Below are 16,648 nucleotides of genomic sequence, written 5' to 3'. Positions count from 1 at the left end.
TAGCTCAGAGCCACACCCGACCCTCGGCAAGCCGAGGGTCGAAGCGCAGCGGGCTTAGTAGCCCTGGATCTTGGCATACCGGTCGCGGTGGAACGCCTGGTTGCCGAAGGCGGCTTCGGCGGCGCGGGCGCGCTTGAGGTAGAAGCCGGCGTCGTGGGCGTCGGTCATGCCGATGCCGCCGTGCATCTGGACCATCTCGTTGGACACCAGGTGGAAGGTGTCGCCCATCTTGGCCTTGGCCAGGGAGACCAGCTCCGGCACGTCGGGGGTGCCGGCGTCGATCGCCTGGAGGGCGGCTTCGACGGCCGAGCGGGCCAGTTCCAGATCGGTGAACATCTTGGCCGCGCGGTGCTGCAGGGCCTGGAAGGAGCCGATGACCTGGCCGAACTGAACGCGGACCTTGAGGTAGTCCAGGGTCACTTCGAAGGCCTGGACGGCGGCGCCCAGCATTTCGGCCGAGAGCGCAGCGCGAACGCGGTCGAGGACCTTTTCCACAACTTCAGCGCCACCGGTCAGGGGCTCGGCGGCCGCGCCCTTGAACTCGATGTTGGCCGCGCCGCGGCTGTCGGCCAGGGCCAGACGGGTGCGGCTGACGCCGGCGTCATCGCCACGGACCAGGTAGAAGCCCACGCCGTCCGGGCCCTTGGCCGAGACGATCAGCACGTCGGCCTTGAAGCCTTCGAGCACGAAGCTCTTCTTGCCGGTGATCTTGCCGCCCGAGAAGGTGGTTTCCACCTTGGAGGGGTTGTGGTGCGCGCCTTCGTCGACGGCCAGGGCGCCAACGGCGGTGCCTTCGGCGATCTTCGGCAGCCACTCGGACTTCTGGGCGTCAGAGCCGCCCAGGACCAGGGCCGAGGCCGCGCCGACGGCGGAGACCAGCAGCGGGGAGGCCGTCAGCGTGCGGCCCAGCTCTTCCAGGATCAGGCCGATGGAGAGGTAGCCGAAGTCCGATCCGCCGTATTCCTCGGGGATGATCACGCCGGCCCAGCCCATCTCGGCCATTTCGTTCCAGGCGTTGGCGTCGTAGCCGACGTCCACGCCGCTATCGCGCATCTTGCGGAAAGCGGTCACCGGGCTCTTTTCCTGGGTCCAGCTCTTCGCGGCGTCGCGAAGCATGCTCTGTTCTTCGTTCAGAACGGCCATTTCAAATAATTCCCTATTGAATCTCGAATTGCGTTTTTGATTTGAAACCGCTGTCCCGCCCCTCCCGCGTGGGGAGGGGCGGGCAGGGCTCTAGCTGTTGTTCGTCAGGTCGGGCAGACCCAGGATGCGCTTGGAGATGATGTTGTTCTGCACTTCCTGCGAGCCGCCATAGATCGTGGTGGCCTTGCCGCCGAGCCAGCCGCGAACGGCGCCCAGTTCCTCGGACGAGAAGTCGTCGCCTTCCCAGCCCAGGCCCTGGTGACCCATGATCTCCAGGGTCAGTTCGGCGCGGTCCTGCATCCAGCGGGTGCCGGCGTTCTTCATGATGGAGGTCGCGGCCGAGGGGCCGGAGTTCGACCGGGATTCCATCATCGAGCGCACGGCGGTCTGCTGGAAGGCGCGACCGTCCATCTCGTTCATGATCAGGCGGGTGCGCAGGTCGCTGTCGGACAGGCGACCGTCGTCGTCGGCGCCCACATAGTCCTTGGCCATCTGCACGATGCCGCGGCCGCCCATGCCGAACCCGCCGCCACCGGCGCCGCTGAGGCCGGAGCGCTCATGCTGCAGGAGCCGCTTGGCGATGGTCCAGCCGCCGTTCAGCGGACCGACCAGGTTCTTCTTGTCGGCGATCGCATCGGTGAAGAAGGTTTCGCAGAAAGGAGAGTTGCCGGCGATCAGAGGAATCGGACGGACTTCGACGCCCGGCTGATGCATCGTGAACAGCACGAAGGAGATGCCTTCATGCTTCTTCGAAGTATCCGTGCGGACCAGGCAGAAGCACCAGTCGGCGAATTGTGCGCCGCTCGTCCAGATCTTCTGGCCGTTAATGACGAATTGATCGCCCTTGTCTTCAGCCTTGCACTGAAGACTGGCAAGGTCGGAGCCGGCGCCCGGCTCGGAGAAGCCCTGGCACCATTGCAGCTCACCCTTCACGATCGGCGGGATGTGTTCCTGCTTCTGCTCTTCCGTGCCGTATTCCAGCAGGGTGGGGCCGAACATCATCACGCCCATGCCGCCGATGGGGTTATAGGCCCCGGCGCGGCCCAGCTCCTGCTGGATCACGCGGGCCTCTGCCGCCGACAGGCCGCCGCCGCCATAGGCCGCGGGCCAGGTGGGAACGCCCCAACCCTTTTCGCCCATGGCCTTGCGCCAGGCTTCCTGTTCCGGGGAAGGCGTCGAACGCTCTTCCCGCATCATCGGGTTCGGACGGCCCTTGAGGGAGGCGGGGAAATTCGCCGCGATCCACTCCTTGGCCTCTGTGCGCAGGGCGTCCAGGTCGCCGCCGCCAAAGTCTGCCATTTTAGAAAGTCTCCTTGAAAATTCAGGTCACTCGAAAACTGTTGGCCTTCTCCCCTTGCGGGAGAAGGTGTCGGGCGAAGGCCCGACGGATGAGGGGTCGCGCAACCCTCGACGCTCTACGCCCGATCGTCAATTCCGAGAGGCCGGTTCGACCCCTCATCCGACCCTGCTCCGCAGGGCCACCTTCTCCCGCAAGGGGAGAAGGGCGACCGTGAGGCGTCGCGGCCTTACGCGACGGCCCCCACTATCAGTGCTGCAGGATGTGGTCCGGCAGCCCCAGGATCCGCTTGGAGATGATGTTGTTCTGCACCTCGTTGGAACCTCCATAGATCGAACCCGCCTTGCCGGAAAGCCAGCCGCGCACGGCGGTCAGCTCCTCGGGCGTGAAATCGCCGCCTTCCCAGCCCAGGCCCTGGTGGCCCATGAACTCCAGCGTCAGCTCGGCCCGATCCTGGGCGACCTTCATGTTGGCGTTCTTCATGATCGAGGTGGCGGCCGACGGACCCGAATTGCTGCGGGATTCCAGGGCCGCGCGGCGCACGGTCAGTTGCAGGGCGCGCTGGTCGATCTCGTTCTGGATGATGCGGGTGCGCAGGTCGCTGTCGGCCAGGCGGCCCTTGGCGTCCTCGCCCACATACTTCTTGGCCACCACGCCCAGGATGTCGGCCTTGGAACGGTTGCCGCCCTCGCCCTGACGGCCGCCCATGCCCGAACGCTCATGCTGCAGCAGGCGCTTGGCCACGGTCCAGCCGCCGTTCAGCGGGCCCACCAGGTTTTCCTTGGGCACCTTCACGTCGGTGAAGAAGGTCTCGCAGAACGGCGAGGAGCCGGCGATCAGGCGGATCGGACGAACCTCGACGCCCGACTGATGCATGTCGAAGACCACGAAGGAGATGCCCTCGTGCTTCTTCGACTGGTCGGTGCGGACCAGGCAGAAGATCATGTCGGCGTATTGGCCGCCACTCGTCCAGATCTTGGACCCATTCACCAAGAAGTGGTCGCCCTTATCTTCAGCTTTCGTCTGCAGAGCGGCCAGATCAGACCCGGCGCCCGGCTCGCTGAAACCTTGGCACCAACGCACCTTGCCGGTGACGATGTCGGGGATATACTTCTGCTTCTGCTCTTCAGTACCGTATTCCAGCAGGGTCGGGCCGAACATGCCGACGCCCATGCCACCGATCGGGTTCACGGCGCCGATCTTGGCCATCTCCGAGGCCAGCACGCGGGCCTCGCCGGCCGACAGGCCGCCGCCGCCATAGGCCGCCGGCCAGGTGGGAACGCCCCAGCCCTTGGCGCCCATGCGCTCCTTCCACACGGCGTAGTCGCCGGTGGGGGCCTCGGGGCTCATCACCGCGGCCTGCAGGGCCTCCGGGTTCTTGCCCAGGGACTTGGGGAAATTCGCCTCGAGCCACTCGCGCGCATCGGCGCGGAAAGCGTCGAGATCAGCGCCTCCGAAATCAGCCATTTAAAATTCTCCCTGAATTCAAATTCTTAGCTATCAGTATAACACAAAATACGCCCGTTCGGAGTCCCCGTTACTTGGGGTCCGGCAATGCCAGCACGCGCTTGGACACCACGTTGAGATTGATCTCCGAGGTGCCGCCCTCGATGGAGTTGCCCTTCGAGCGCAGCCAGGCGCGGACCGTGGCCAGCTCATTGCCCTCGAAACCCTCGCCGTCCCAGCCAAGGCCGCTGTGGCCCATGGCCTCGACCATCAGTTCGTTGCGGTCCTGGGCGATCTTGGCGCCGGCATATTTCATGATCGAGGTGGCCGACGACGGGCCCTGGTTCGACTTGGCCTCGTCGGCCGCCCGGCGGACCGTCAGCTGGAAGGCCTTGGTCTCCATCAGGTGCTCGGTGATCCGGCGGCGCAGGTCGGTGTCGGCCAGCACGCCGTCCTCGTCGACGCCCATATAGTGCTTGGCCGCCTCGCTGACGGTCATGGTCGCCTGGGCCGCGCCCAGGTTGCCGCCGCCCAGGCCGGCCGAGATATTGTCGCGCTCGAACTGCAGCAGCCGCTTGGCCACCGTCCAGCCGCCGTTCAGCGGGCCGAACAGCTGGTCCTTGGGCACCTTCACGTCGGTGAAGAAGGTCTCGCAGAACGGCGAGGTGCCGTTGATCAGCTTGATCGGCCGAACCTCGACGCCCGGCGCGGTCATGTCGATCAGCAGGAAGCTGATGCCTTCATGCTTCTTTGAGGTGTCGGTACGCACCAGGCAGAAGCAACGGTCGGCCAGATTTGCGCCAGAAGTCCAAATTTTTGAACCATTTACCAGCCAGTGGTCGCCCTTGTCTTCGGCGCGGGTTTGAAGACTCGCAAGGTCCGAACCGCTGCCCGGCTCGGAATAGCCCTGGCACCAGCGGACCTCGCCCTTGATGATCCCGGGCAGGTGCTGGGCCTTCAGCTCCTCGGTCCCGTACTCCACCAGGGTGGGGCCGAACATCATCACCCCCATGCCGCCGATCGGGTTGCGGGCGCCGATGGCGGCCATCTCCTCGGCCAGCACGCGGGCTTGCGCACGGCTCAGGCCGCCGGCGCCGTATTGGGCCGGCCAGGTCGGCGTGCCCCAGCCCTTGGCGCCCATGGCCTCACGCCACGCCTTGGCGTCGGCGCTCTCGGTCCCGCCCATCTGGGCGGCCAGCTGGGCGGCCGGGTTCTTCTTCAGGGACTCAGGGAAGTTCGCGTCGAGCCAGGCCTTGGCCTCGCTGCGGAATGCGGTGGTGTCTTCGCCGCCGAAATCGGCCATGGGAAAATCGCCTTTTCGAAAATCAGTCTTCAAATGTCGCGCCGCCCTGAAATTGAGCGGCGCCCTGGATGTAGGCGCTTACTTCGGATCGGGAAGGCCCAGCACCCGCTTGGCCACCACGTTGATGTTCACCTCGGTCGTGCCGCCCTCGATGGAATTGCCCTTCGAGCGCAGCCAGCCGTGGGTCGCGGTCAGTTCGCCGGGCGTGTAGGCGTCGCCCTCCCAGCCCAGGCCCTGATGGCCCATGGACTCGATCATCAGCTCAGACCGCTCCTTGGCGAACTCGGCGGCCGCGAACTTGATGATCGAGGTCGCCGCGCTCGGCCCGTTGCTGGCCCGCGCCTCCGCCGCCGTCCGCCCGATGGTCAGGCGCAGCGAGCGGAAGTCCATCTCGTTCTTGGTGATCCGCTGGCGCAGGTCCGCATCGGCCAGTCTACCGGTGTCATCGGCGCCATTGTAGCTCTTGGCCACCACCGGCAGGTCCGCCGCCGAGCCACCGGCTCCACCGCCGCCGCCGAAACCGCCCGAAATGTTCTGCCGCTCATACTGCAGCAACCGCTTGGCGATCTCCCACCCGCCGTTGACCTTGCCCACCAGCTGGTCCTTCGGGATCTTCACGTCGTTGAAGAACGTCTCGCAGAACGGGCTCTCCCCGGAGATCAGCTGAATCGGCCGCGTCTCCACGCCCTCGGTCCGCATGTCGATCAGCACAAAACTGATCCCCTCATGCTTCTTCGAAGTATCGGTCCGCACCAAACAGAAACACCAATCGGCCTTGTCGGCGTAGCTTGTCCACACCTTTTGGCCATTGATCAGCCAGTGGTCGCCCTTGTCCTCGCAACGGGTGGCGAGGCTGGCGAGGTCGGAGCCGGCTCCGGGTTCGGAATAGCCCTGGCACCAGCGGATCTCGCCACGGACGATGGGGGGCAGGAAGGTCTTCTTCTGGTCCTCGGCTCCGTATTCCAGCAGCACGGGGCCCAGCATCCAGATGCCGAAGGCCAGCACGCCGGGGCGGTAGCGGCCGGCGGCCAGTTCTTGATCGAGCACGCGGGCTTCGGCCGGCGAGAGGCCGGCGCCGCCGTATTCCTTGGGCCAGGTGGGGGTGGTCCAGCCCTTGGCGCCCATGCGCTGGGTCCAGATGGCCTGCGGGTCGCTCCCGCCGGCGAAGGCGCGGCCGCCCCACACGGCTTCGGGATCGGTCTTGGCCTTGGGGTCGCGCAGCTCGGCCGGATAGTTGGCCTCCAGCCAGGCGCGCACCTCGCTGCGGAACGCGTCGATGTCGCCGCCGCCGAAGTCGGCCATGGAATCCTCCCGAGGTCTCAAGCTTTTGCGCCCGCCACATTAGCGTCGGGCGCCTCAAGAGCAAGGAACGAAACGCTTGTTTGACCCGGCCTAAAGCTCAAAAAGCGGCTATTAAGTCCGCCTGCCGTTTCGCATCACCCGGACCACGAATGAGATTTTGGCGAGAACTGAAGCCGGCGGCCTTCGCGGTCGCTCCCTTCATCGGCGCGGTCCTGACCCTGGCGGCGGGTGTGATGCTGGTGGCCTCGGGCGCCACGCCGTCGGTGCCCGACCGGTTCCTGCGGCTCTATCAGGTGACCCCGGTCTATCTGATAGAGGTCAGCCACTTCCTCTCGTCCATACTGGGCCTGACCCTGGTGATGCTGGCCTTCGGGCTGCGCTCCCGGCTCGACGCTGCCTGGGGCGCCACCATGGGAGCCCTGTTGCTGGCCGCCCCGCTTTCCCTGCTGAAGGGCTTCGTCTGGGAGGAGACCGCGCTCCTGGTGGGGCTCGCCTTCCTGCTGCTGCCGTTCCGCAAGGCCTTCCCCCGCTCGGCGCGGCTGTCGCGCATGGAGATCACCCCGGGCTGGCTAGCCTCGGCCTTCGCCGCCCTGGTGGGAGCGGGGCTGATGGGCCTCTGGTCCTTCCAGCACGCCGACTATGCCGACCAGCCGTTCTGGCGAGTGATGGTGGACGCCGATGCCGCCCGCTCGATCCGGGCCTGGGCCGGCGCGGCGATCGCCCTCTTCGCCTTTGGCCTGTGGCGGATGGTGGCGACGGCGGCCACGCCTCCGGTGGTGGGGGAGGCCGACCGCGACTTCCAGCGGGTGCGCCATATCCTGGCCAATGCCGAGGTGGCCGAGCCGGGCTCCAACGTCGCCCTGCTGGGGGACAAGCGGTTCCTGTTCTCAGCCAGCGGCCACAGCTTCCTGATGTTCGGGGTGCGCGGACGCTCCTGGATCGCGCTGGGCGCCCCGGTCGGTCGTCGCGACGAGCAGCTCGAACTGCTCTGGCGGTTCCGGGAGTTGGCCGACGCCCACGCCGCTCGGCCTGGCATCTACGGCATCGGCGCCGACCATCTGCCCGATGTGGTGGAACTGGGCTTCTCGATCCAGAAGGTGGGGGAGGCCGCCGCCGTACCTTTGGAGACCTTCCGCATCGAAGGCACCAAACGGGGTAATCTGCGCCGCGCCTGGCGCAAGGCTGGCGAGGAGGGCGCGACCTTCGAGGTCATTCCGCCCCACCAGATCAGCGACCTCGTCCCGACCCTGGCGAAGATCTCCGACGCCTGGCTGGCCGAGCATGCGGGGGGTGAGAAGGGCTTCTCGATGGGCGGCTTTCACCCCGGCTACGTCTCGGAATTCCCGGTGGCGGTGGTCCGGTTCGAGGGCGCCGTCGTGGCCTTCGCCACGCTCTGGACCACGGCGGCCAAGACCTCCTTCTCCATGGACCTGATGCGCTACGGCCCCGCGGCGCCCAAGCGCATCATGGACTACCTGTTCGTCGAGCTCATCGAATGGGGGCGCGCCCAAGGCTATAAGGCCGTCGAGTTCGGCATGGCGCCTCTGGCTGGCCTGGAGGATCGTCCCCTCGCGCCGGTCATGTCCCGGGTCGGAAACCTGTTCTTCGAGCACGCCGAGGAAATCTACAATTTCCAGGGCGTGCGGACCTACAAGGACAAGTACGATCCGCTTTGGCAGCCCCGCTATATCGCCGCGCCGCGCAAGTGGGCCATCCCCCTGCTCCTCGCCGATGTGGGCCTGCTGTCCTCCGGCGGAGTCGCCGGACTCGCCAAGCGCCCGAAGAAGGCCGAGGAGTCCGGACCCCTCGCCCCCAATCCCAGCGATCCCTTGAGCGCGACCGCCTAGCGTCCGGTGTGCACCCCCAGCAGGTTCACCAGGTGAACCAGCAGGATCAGCACCGCCGCCGCCGCCGTCACCATGATCAGCCGGTGGGGCGCCATGCGCACCCCTCGCAGCGGATTGGGGGGCTGGGCGCCGCGCCAGCCGGCGAAGACGGCGATGGCCAGGAAGACGGCGATCAGGCTCAGGGTCACGGGTAGAGTCATGTGCGACGGCGTAGCGCAGGCGCGGCCGGCCCGCAAAGGCGATCGGATTCTTGACTGTCTCCCCTGCGCCATCCCCGCCCCCGCCTGGGTTCCCGGGCGATTCAGATCATCCACAGCCAATCGCTCCAGACGCTACATCTAGCGTTAACCTCGCGTTTACACCCCAAGGTTCGGTGGCTAGCGTCCAAAGCCAGTCCTGCGGAGAACGATTCGGTATGAGCTCGGGGACGCCATGGAGCGTCAAAGGGATCGACCCAAAAGCCCGGGAGGTCGCCAAGGACCTCGCCCGGCGCTCCGGCATGACTCTGGGTGAATGGCTGAACCGCATGATCCTCGAGGACGAGGGGCCCGAGGAAGTCACCTCGGAAACCTACTTCACCGAGCGCACGGTCGAAGACGATGTCCCGCCGATCCGGCCGGAATCCTTTCTCGTCGCCCCCCCCCGGGAAGTCTTCCACGAAGAACCGCTGCGGCATGACGCGCCCCGCGCCGAGGTTCCGCGTCCGCAGGCGCCGCCGAGGCCGCCCGAGCCGGCCACCCGCTACGAGGCGCCCGAGCATCCCGCCGACGAGATCGGCCGGGTCACTCTGGCGCTGGATCGCCTGACAGACCGCATCGAGCATTCCGAGGGCCGCGCCGGCCTGGCCATCAGCGCCGTCGAGCATTCGGTGCGCGACGCGCTGTCGCGCATCGAGATCGCCGAGCGCGAGAACGTCGCCGTGGCCGCCCGCTTCGAGGGCGCGGTGGACGAGGCCCGCACTGAGCAGGCCAGGCTCGCCGAACGCGTCCGCCGGGTGGAGGGCGAGGCTGCCGGCCCACGCTCCGCCGAGGCTCTGCGCGCGCTGGAGCAGGCGCTCGGCAAGGTGGCCAACCATCTCTACGAAGGCGAGGCCCGTACCCGCGAGACCCTGACCGCCCTGCGCGAACGGGTTGACGAGGTCCAGACCCACGGCGCCGGCGGCGATCCCACCGCGGTCATCGAGGAGGTGGTCAGCCGGGTCGGCGACCGCTTGGCCGACGCCGAGGCGCGCACCGCCGCAGCCATGGAGGGGCTGAAGGACGCCTTCTCCAGCGTGGACGGCCGCCTCCGGGCGGTGGAGGGCGGCGCCTCGCCGGCCCTGGACCGCCGGCTTGAACAGCTCGCCGCCAATCTCAACAGTCGGGTCGACGCCGCGCGCGGCGAGATCGCCCAGAAGCTCCAGGTCTCGGCCGAAGGCCGCTTCGACCGCATGGAGCGCAAGCTGGCCGAGATGAGTGATCACGTTCGCCTGGCTGAGCAGCGCTCGGCCCAGGCGATCGAAAAGATGGGCCGGGAGGTGCTGACCGTGGCCGACAACCTCAACCGCCGGGTCCAGTCCACCGAACACCGCAGCGCCGACGCGATTGAACAGGTGGGCGGCGAAGTCGCCCGCATCGCCCAGGCGATGGAGAGCAAGCTGGGCCGCACCGACAGTGTCCATGCCGAGGCGCTGGAGCGTCTGGGCGCCGAGATCGGTCGGATCACCGAAAAGCTCTCCGAGCGTATCGCCAACGCCGAACGCCGCTCGGCCCAGGCCATCGATGATGTCGGCGAGCAGGTCGCCCGGGTCACCGAGCGCATGAATCAGCGCAGCGAGCGCGCCTCAGACGACCTGGTGGAGCGCATCCGCCAGAGCGAGGAGCGCACCGCCCGCATGCTGGAGGAGGCGCGCGAGAAGATTGACGCGCGCCTGGGCGAGTCCCATCGTCGGCTGTCGGAACAGGTGGCCGCCGCGCCCATCGTCCGCGCGCCGCCCGCCGCGCCGGAACTGCTGTCCCCCTTCGGCCCCGACCCCTTCCCGAGCTTCGGCCCCGCCGAGGGCGCCGCCGTTGATCCCCTGGCGCGCCAGGCCTTCTCAGCCCCCGAGACTGGCCCCGACGCGCCGGACGGCTTCCCCGGTCAGCCCTTCTCCAGCGAGCCTGAACGCCCGGCCTTCGACGCAGAGGATTTCGAGGCCGCCGACGGCTTTGCGCCCATCGGAGAGCGTGACGAGGGAGAGCCCCTGGAGGAGGCCTACGAGGCCCCGATCGGCTCCAACACGGTCGCCGCGCCGCCCGAGCCTGGCCGTCCGCTCTCCACCCGCGAGGTGATCGAACAGGCCCGCGCGGCTGCTCGCGCCTCGGTGCAGAACGAGGGCAAGGGCCGCAAGGTCAGGGAGCCCAAGGAGAAGAAGGCCAAGCCGGAAAAGGCCTCCAAGGTCGTCAAGGAGCCGGGGACCTCGCTGTTCGCCAGCTTCGGGGCGCGGCCCAAGCGCCGCGCTGGATCGTCGCTGCAGACCGCCCTGATGGTGGTGGGCGGCGCGGCCTGCCTCAGCCTGGCCACCGCCAGCTTCATGCTGATGGACGGCAAGCCCGGCGGCGCCCCGCCCAAGCGGGTGGCCGACGCGCTGGCCGCCATGAACGGCGGCAGGTCCGAGGAAATCATGGCCTCGGAAGCCGACACCACCCCCTTCGGCGACGGCCCCCGCGTGGCCATCGCGCTCTCGCCCCAGCCCATCGCGCCCGGCGCTCCGCCCGCCGCCGATCTCGCCCAGCGCTTCGCCGCCGCCGCCTCGGCGGTGGAGGCCAAACAGGCCGGCAGCCTCGACCAGCTCAAGGCCGTCGCAAATCTCGGCCACGCGCCCGCCCAGTTCTACCTCGCCAAGCTCTATGAGAATGGTTCGGGCGGGGTGAAGAAGGACCTGATCGAGGCCCGCCGCTGGACCGAGCGCGCCGCCGAGGGCGGCGATCCCAAGGCGATGCACAACCTGGGCATCTCTTACATCTCGGGCGCGGGTGGCGCGAAGAACTCCACCACCGCGGCCCAGTGGTTCCGCCGCGCCGCCGACCTCGGCCTAGTGGACAGCCAGTACAATCTCGCGGCTCTCTACGAGCAGGGTCTCGGCGTCAGCCAGAATGCAGCGGAGTCCTACAAGTGGTATCTGGTGGCCGCCCGCACCGGCGACGGCGAGGCCCGTTCCAGCGCCCAGCGCGTGGCGTCGGGCCTCTCCCCCGACGCCCGCACGGTGGCCGAGCGGGCCGCCGCGGCGTTCCGCGCCTCCACGCCCAATCCTTCGGTCGCCCCGGCCACCGCGGTGGCGGCAGGCCCAGCCTCACCCACGGTGGTCACCGCCCAGCGAGCGCTCTCGCGCCTCGGCTACTACCAGGGTCCGACGGACGGCAGCGCCTCGGGCGCCCTGAAGTTGGCCGTCGCCGCCTATCAGCGCGACCAGGGCATGCAGGCCACCGGCCAATTGGATTCGACGACGGTTTCCAAGCTTTCCGTCTTCACGCGCTAGCGCTCCAGGCGCCATAAGAGGCGACCTTGGACCTCTATCTTCCCATCGCCGAAGTCTCGGTGAACGCGCCGCTCCTGGTGGCGCTGGGCGCGCTCGTCGGCTTCATCTCCGGCCTGTTCGGCATCGGCGGCGGCTTCCTCATGACACCCGTCCTGGTGCTGATGGGCATCCCGCCGGCCGTCGCCGTGGCCAGCATGGCCAACCACGTGGCGGCCTCCTCGACCTCCAGCGTCATTTCCTACACCCGCAAACGCGCCGTGGATTTCCGCATGGGCGGGGTGCTGGCGGGCGGCGGCGTCGTGGGCGCGATCGTCGGGGTGGAGGTCTTCCGCTGGCTGCGGCTGATGGGCCAGGCCGACCTGGTGGTGGCGCTTTCCTACCTGATTTTCCTGGGTGTCATCGGCGGGCTGATGCTGGTGGAGTCCCTGCAGTCGATCCTGCGCCGCCGCAGCGGCCAACCGCCCAAGCCGCGCAAGGACCGCCGCCCGCCCTGGCTCTATGGCTTGCCGCTGAAGATGCGGTTCCCCCGCTCGCGGCTCTATATCAGCGTCATTCCGCCAGTTTTACTGGGGGTCTTTGTCGGTGTGCTCTCGGCGGTCATGGGGGTCGGCGGCGGCTTCGTCCTGGTCCCGGCCATGGTCTACATCCTGCGCATGCCGGCGGGCGTCGTGGTGGGCACCAGCCTCTTCCAGATCATCATCACCACATCGCTGACCGGCGTGCTTCAGGCCGGTCGCAACCAAACCGTCGATATCGTGCTTGCCACCCTGCTGCTGGTTGGCGGCGTGCTCGGCGCCCAGCTTGGCGCCAAGGCCTCCTCCCGCTTCCGGGCCGAGGAGCTGCGCGCCCTGCTGGCTCTGATCGTCCTGCTGGTGGGCCTGCGAATGGGCCTGGGCCTGTTCTTCACCCCCGATGAGCCCTTCGTGCTGATGACGGGGATGGGCTGATGGCGCTCGACATCCCCAGCCCCACGGCGCCCCAACTCACAGCCTCGCCCGCGGCGGTCTCGGCGGCGCTGACCACCACCCAGGTGCGGGTGACCTCCAGCTTCCGGGGCGCCCGTATCGTGCTCTACGGCGCGGTCTTCGACCCCACCACCAAGCCCAGCGACGTGGTGGTCATCGTCCGCGGCCCCGAGCTGCCGGTCCGCATCGCCCGCAAGACCAAGGTGGCGGGCGTCTGGGTCAACAGCCGGCCGGTGGTGTTCCGCGGCGCGCCCGGCTTTTACATGACCGCCTCGACCCGTCCGCTGGAGGAGATCGCCGGATTCGGGACTCTGCGCCGCCTGGGCGCCGGCATCGACCATCTGGCCATCAACGCGCCCTTCGAACAGCACACCGAGACTCGCTACGGCGTGCGCGACGTGGTGGTCAGCCGTCTGGGCGCCGACTATCTGGACTGGCGGCGCGCCGTGGTGCGGCTGAAGGAGAACGCAGGCCTCTACGATGCCGACGACAAGGGGGTGACCTTCGTCGATACCGACCTGTTCAAGGCCGAGATCGACCTGCCGACTGAGGCGCCGATCGGCCGCTACCAGGCCGAGATCATCCTCTTCCAGGACGGCCAGCCGGTCTCGCGAAAGGTCCGATCACTGACGGTTGAGAAGGCCGGGATCGAGCGGACCCTTTACCTCTTCGCCCATCGTAGCCCATGGTTATACGGCTTGGTCTCAATGGCCATGGCGCTCGGCGCGGGCTGGGCCGCCTCGCTCGCCTTCCGGAGGAACTGACGCCTGTGACGGACGCCGAGACCTCCGCCCCCAAGCCGATGTGGGCCATCGCCCTGATCGGCCTGGCCGCCTTCCCGCTTTCCGCCAGCCTCTACGCCTATGGGCCGCCACAGTGGTCAGGCCGCGCCCTCAGCGTGCTGTTGGTCTGGTCGGCGATCATGCTGGGCTTTCTGGGCGGCATCCGCTGGGGTCTGGAGAGCAGCCGCGAGGCGCCGCGTTGGCAGAGGCTGGCCGGCTCGATCGTCTCGCCGATGGCGGGCTTTGGCCTGATCGTCGCCCGAGGCGACATCCCCAACGCCTGGATCATCACCGGTCTGATGGGCGCCTTCATCGTTCAGTGGCTGTTCGACCATTCCGCACCGGACGTGCCGGCGCGCTACCCGCGGCTGATGACGGTCCTGACCCTCGGGGCGGCGGTGTCCCTGGCCATGGCCCTGGAACAGGCCATGAAGCTCTAGTCGACGGTGACGGAGCGCCAGCCCACGGCGTGGACGCGACCTGTGCCCAGGGCTCCGCACAGCGGGTCGCGCGCGAACAGTCCAGAGAACGCCCGATCGCGGATATTCAGGCCGCCGGCATAGGCGCCGAAGGCCGGGACCACCAGCCGCTCGCCATCGGTGACAAAGCAGCGCCGCCGCACCGTGCCGCGCGAGGCGGTGACCTTGGCGCAGGGATGCAGGTGACCGGCCACCTCGCCGGGCTGCAGGCCCGCCTGGGGCTCGTGGCGCAGCAGCAGGCCAGCGACGGTCAGTTCGTCGGCCACCTCGCCGGGCAGGGCGCGGGGGCCGTCGGCGTCGTGGTTGCCGATCACCCAGATCAGCCGGGTCAGGCCCGCCAGGGTCCGAAGCTGCTCGGCGTCGTCGGGCGCCAGCCGGTCTTCGGAGGCGCGGTCATGGAAGGTGTCTCCCAGCAGTACAACGGCCGTCGGACGCGTCGCAGAAATCTCGGCGGTCAAGCGTCGCAGGGTGTCCCGGGTGTCGTAGGGCGGCAGCATCTGGCCACGCGCGGCATAGGCGCTGCCCTTCTCCAGGTGCAGGTCGGCCACCACCAGCATCGCCTCGGCCTCGATCCACAGGGCTCCGCTGGCGCGAAACGTCACCGCCGCGCCGCTCAGTGTCGTTCGCAGGCCGCCGCAGGGGCTGGGACCCCAATCGTAGACATGGCGGGGCTGGGCCAGCGCGCTCACGAAATGGCCTCGGCGATCAGGTCGCTTTCGGCCTCGGCCAGGATCATCTCGCCGGCCGCGCCTGGCGTCCTCTCCTTGCCGATCTCCAGCAGGATGGGCACCGAGAAGGGCGACAGGTGGTCCAGGGCCGCATGGCGGATCTTGCCCTTGATGCGGGCCAGTAGCTGACCCAGCCGCGCCACGTCCACCAGGCCGGTGGCGGCGTCCTCCCGGGCGCAACGCAGCAGCAGATGGTCGGGCTGGTGGCGGCGCAGCACGTCGTAGATGAGGTCGGTGGAGAAGGTCACTTGCCGTCCGGACTTCTGCTGCTCGCCTGGGAATCGCCGCTCGATCAGGCCTGAGATGATCGCACAGCCCTTGAAGGCGCGCTTCATCATGAAGCTCTCCGACAACCAGGATTCCAGGTCGTCCCCCAGCATGTCTTCGGCGAACAGTTCGTCGAAATCGAGTCGGTCCAGCGGGTTCAGCGCCCAGACCGCCACCGCGTAGTCGTTGCAGACGAACCCCAGGGGGGCGGCGCCCATCCGCTCCAGCCGCCGGGTCAGCAGCATGGCCAGCGTCGTATGGGCCAGGCGGCCCTCGAAGGGGTAGCAGACGATGAAGTTGCGCTTCCCGCGCGGGAAGGTCTCCAGCAACAGCTCCTCCTCCTTCACGATCAGCGAACGGTCCTTCTGGATCTCCAGCCATTCGCGGACGTCGTTGGGGAGAACCTTCCAGTGGGTCTCGTCGAACATCAGCTCGCGCACCCGCTTGGCCAGGAAGGTCGACAGCGCGAACTTCGAGCCGCCCCAGGAGGGCATCTTGGGGTCCTTGCCCATGGCCGGCCGCACCAGGACATCGAGGCCTGTCACCGCCACCAGGGACCAGACCTGGCCCGCGAAGACGAAGGTGTCGCCGGGCTCCAGCATCTCGACATAGCCTTCCTCAACCTCGCCGATCTTGCGCCCGCCGGTCAGGCGCTTGCCCATGGCGATGCGTACCGCCAGCACGGCCGGCGAGAGGATGGCGCCCACATTCATCCGGTGGCGCTGGGCGGTGGCCTGGTCGCGCACCCGCCAAAGGCCGTCCTGCCCCTTCACGATCCGGCGGAAACGGTCATAGGTCTTCAGCGCGTAGCCGCCGGTGGAGACGAAATCCACGACCTGCTCGAAGTCCTCCCAGGCGAGATCGCGATAGGGGCCGGCGGTGACCAGTTCGTCGTAGAGCTTCAGCAGGTCGAAGGGCTCGGAACAGGCGCAGCCCATGACGTGCTGGGCCAGGACGTCCAGCGCTCCGGTGCGGGCCGCGTCGCCATCGAACTTGTTTTCGGCGATGGCTTCGCGGGCGGCCTGGCACTCCAGCATCTCGAAACGGTTGGCCGGCACGAACAGCGCCCGACTGGGCTCGTCCAGCCGGTGGTTGGCCCGTCCGATCCGCTGCACCATGCGGCTCGCACCCTTGGGCGACGCCAGCTGGATCACTAGGTCCACGTCCCCCCAGTCGATGCCGAGATCCAGGGTCGAGGTGCAGACCACCGCGCGCAGTTCACCCCGCGCCATGGCGGCCTCCACCTTGCGCCTCTGCTCGGCGGCCAGGCTGCCGTGGTGCAGGGCGATGGGCAGGTCGTCGTCGTTCATCTTCCAGAGTTCCTGGAAGGCGAATTCGGCCTGGAAGCGCGTGTTGACGAAAACCAACGCCGTGCGGGCCTTCTTGATGGCCTCATAGACCTCGGGCATGGCGTGCTGGGCGGTGTGCCCCGCCCACGGCACGCGGCCTTCGGCCAGCAGCATGTCGACGATGGGCGCAGCCCCGCCGGGACCGCGCACCAGATCGACCGTTCTTTCCTCCCCTGTGGAGCGGAGCGGAACGGGGGAGGGAAGCAGCCCAGCCAGCGGCGGATCACGACGGGATCGTCCACCG

The 16,648-nt window shown here is 68.1% G+C and carries 13 protein-coding genes; 5 read left to right on the top strand and 8 right to left on the bottom strand.

Features of this window, described 5'->3' with window-relative positions:
- Positions 1-54 precede the first annotated feature (54 nt).
- The 5 genes from Q7J39_RS19420 to Q7J39_RS19400 all read right to left on the bottom strand — a co-directional run bounded on the left by Q7J39_RS19420 (position 55) and on the right by Q7J39_RS19400 (position 6,491).
- Complete coding sequence (locus Q7J39_RS19420; protein ID WP_304829312.1) at positions 55-1,143, bottom strand: acyl-CoA dehydrogenase family protein; 1,089 nt, start codon at positions 1,141-1,143, stop codon at positions 55-57.
- Between the two features lie 90 nt (positions 1,144-1,233).
- Positions 1,234-2,442: an acyl-CoA dehydrogenase family protein gene (locus Q7J39_RS19415; RefSeq protein ID WP_304829309.1), complete on the bottom strand. Its 1,209-nt coding sequence runs from the start codon at positions 2,440-2,442 to the stop codon at positions 1,234-1,236.
- 247 nt (positions 2,443-2,689) lie between these two features.
- On the bottom strand, positions 2,690-3,907 hold the full coding sequence (locus tag Q7J39_RS19410) for an acyl-CoA dehydrogenase family protein (RefSeq protein WP_304829307.1): 1,218 nt from the start codon (positions 3,905-3,907) through the stop codon (positions 2,690-2,692).
- A gap of 70 nt (positions 3,908-3,977) precedes the next feature.
- On the bottom strand, positions 3,978-5,189 hold the full coding sequence (locus Q7J39_RS19405; RefSeq protein WP_304829304.1) for an acyl-CoA dehydrogenase family protein: 1,212 nt from the start codon (positions 5,187-5,189) through the stop codon (positions 3,978-3,980).
- A 78-nt stretch (positions 5,190-5,267) separates the two neighbouring features.
- Positions 5,268-6,491: an acyl-CoA dehydrogenase family protein gene (locus Q7J39_RS19400; RefSeq protein WP_304829301.1), complete on the bottom strand. Its 1,224-nt coding sequence runs from the start codon at positions 6,489-6,491 to the stop codon at positions 5,268-5,270.
- A gap of 149 nt (positions 6,492-6,640) precedes the next feature.
- Between Q7J39_RS19400 and Q7J39_RS19395 the strand changes: the two genes are divergently transcribed.
- Positions 6,641-8,338 carry a bifunctional lysylphosphatidylglycerol flippase/synthetase MprF gene (locus Q7J39_RS19395; RefSeq protein ID WP_304829298.1) on the top strand — a complete coding sequence of 566 codons (1,698 nt, stop codon included), beginning with the start codon at positions 6,641-6,643 and terminating at the stop codon, positions 8,336-8,338.
- Here the strand turns inward: Q7J39_RS19395 and Q7J39_RS19390 are convergent.
- A complete protein-coding gene (locus Q7J39_RS19390; RefSeq protein ID WP_304829294.1) occupies positions 8,335-8,526 on the bottom strand; it encodes a hypothetical protein in 192 nt (63 codons plus the stop codon). The genes Q7J39_RS19395 and Q7J39_RS19390 overlap by 4 nt on opposite strands.
- Before the next feature lie 311 nt (positions 8,527-8,837).
- On the opposite strand from Q7J39_RS19390, the gene Q7J39_RS19385 reads away from it, so the two are divergent.
- Genes Q7J39_RS19385 through Q7J39_RS19370 form a run of 4 tightly spaced genes read left to right on the top strand, consistent with a single transcriptional unit; the run spans position 8,838 to position 14,021 of the window.
- On the top strand, positions 8,838-11,834 hold the full coding sequence (locus Q7J39_RS19385; RefSeq protein ID WP_304829291.1) for a peptidoglycan-binding protein: 2,997 nt from the start codon (positions 8,838-8,840) through the stop codon (positions 11,832-11,834).
- Positions 11,835-11,860: 26 nt separating this feature from the next.
- Positions 11,861-12,781: a sulfite exporter TauE/SafE family protein gene (locus Q7J39_RS19380; protein WP_304829288.1), complete on the top strand. Its 921-nt coding sequence runs from the start codon at positions 11,861-11,863 to the stop codon at positions 12,779-12,781.
- A complete protein-coding gene (locus Q7J39_RS19375) occupies positions 12,781-13,563 on the top strand; it encodes a TIGR02186 family protein (RefSeq protein WP_304829285.1) in 783 nt (260 codons plus the stop codon). The genes Q7J39_RS19380 and Q7J39_RS19375 overlap by 1 nt, the downstream gene beginning before the upstream one ends.
- Positions 13,564-13,568: 5 nt before the next feature.
- Positions 13,569-14,021, top strand: a complete 453-nt coding sequence (locus Q7J39_RS19370; protein ID WP_304829282.1) for a DUF3429 domain-containing protein — start codon at positions 13,569-13,571, stop codon at positions 14,019-14,021.
- Here the strand turns inward: Q7J39_RS19370 and pdeM are convergent.
- On the bottom strand, positions 14,018-14,749 hold the full coding sequence (gene pdeM, locus Q7J39_RS19365) for a ligase-associated DNA damage response endonuclease PdeM (protein ID WP_304829279.1): 732 nt from the start codon (positions 14,747-14,749) through the stop codon (positions 14,018-14,020). The two genes, Q7J39_RS19370 and pdeM, sit on opposite strands and share 4 nt — an antisense overlap.
- Positions 14,746-16,554: a helicase-related protein gene (locus Q7J39_RS19360; protein WP_304829276.1), complete on the bottom strand. Its 1,809-nt coding sequence runs from the start codon at positions 16,552-16,554 to the stop codon at positions 14,746-14,748. Before Q7J39_RS19360 ends, pdeM begins: the two co-directional genes overlap by 4 nt.
- Positions 16,555-16,648 lie beyond the last annotated feature (94 nt).

This window comes from Phenylobacterium sp. (genome assembly GCF_030651185.1).
GTDB lineage: Bacteria > Pseudomonadota > Alphaproteobacteria > Caulobacterales > Caulobacteraceae > Phenylobacterium.
Note: the sequence above shows the minus strand (reverse complement) of the source record. Positions and strands in the feature narration are given on the sequence as shown.

Coding starts and splice junctions, on each gene's coding strand:
- Q7J39_RS19405 (WP_304829304.1), bottom strand. CDS start 5,189: ATGGCCGATTTCGGCGGCGAAGACACCACCGCATTCCGCAGCGAGGCC.
- Q7J39_RS19410 (WP_304829307.1), bottom strand. CDS start 3,907: ATGGCTGATTTCGGAGGCGCTGATCTCGACGCTTTCCGCGCCGATGCG.
- Q7J39_RS19415 (WP_304829309.1), bottom strand. CDS start 2,442: ATGGCAGACTTTGGCGGCGGCGACCTGGACGCCCTGCGCACAGAGGCC.
- Q7J39_RS19375 (WP_304829285.1), top strand. CDS start 12,781: ATGGCGCTCGACATCCCCAGCCCCACGGCGCCCCAACTCACAGCCTCG.
- Q7J39_RS19385 (WP_304829291.1), top strand. CDS start 8,838: ATGACTCTGGGTGAATGGCTGAACCGCATGATCCTCGAGGACGAGGGG.
- Q7J39_RS19400 (WP_304829301.1), bottom strand. CDS start 6,491: ATGGCCGACTTCGGCGGCGGCGACATCGACGCGTTCCGCAGCGAGGTG.
- Q7J39_RS19395 (WP_304829298.1), top strand. CDS start 6,641: ATGAGATTTTGGCGAGAACTGAAGCCGGCGGCCTTCGCGGTCGCTCCC.
- Q7J39_RS19420 (WP_304829312.1), bottom strand. CDS start 1,143: ATGGCCGTTCTGAACGAAGAACAGAGCATGCTTCGCGACGCCGCGAAG.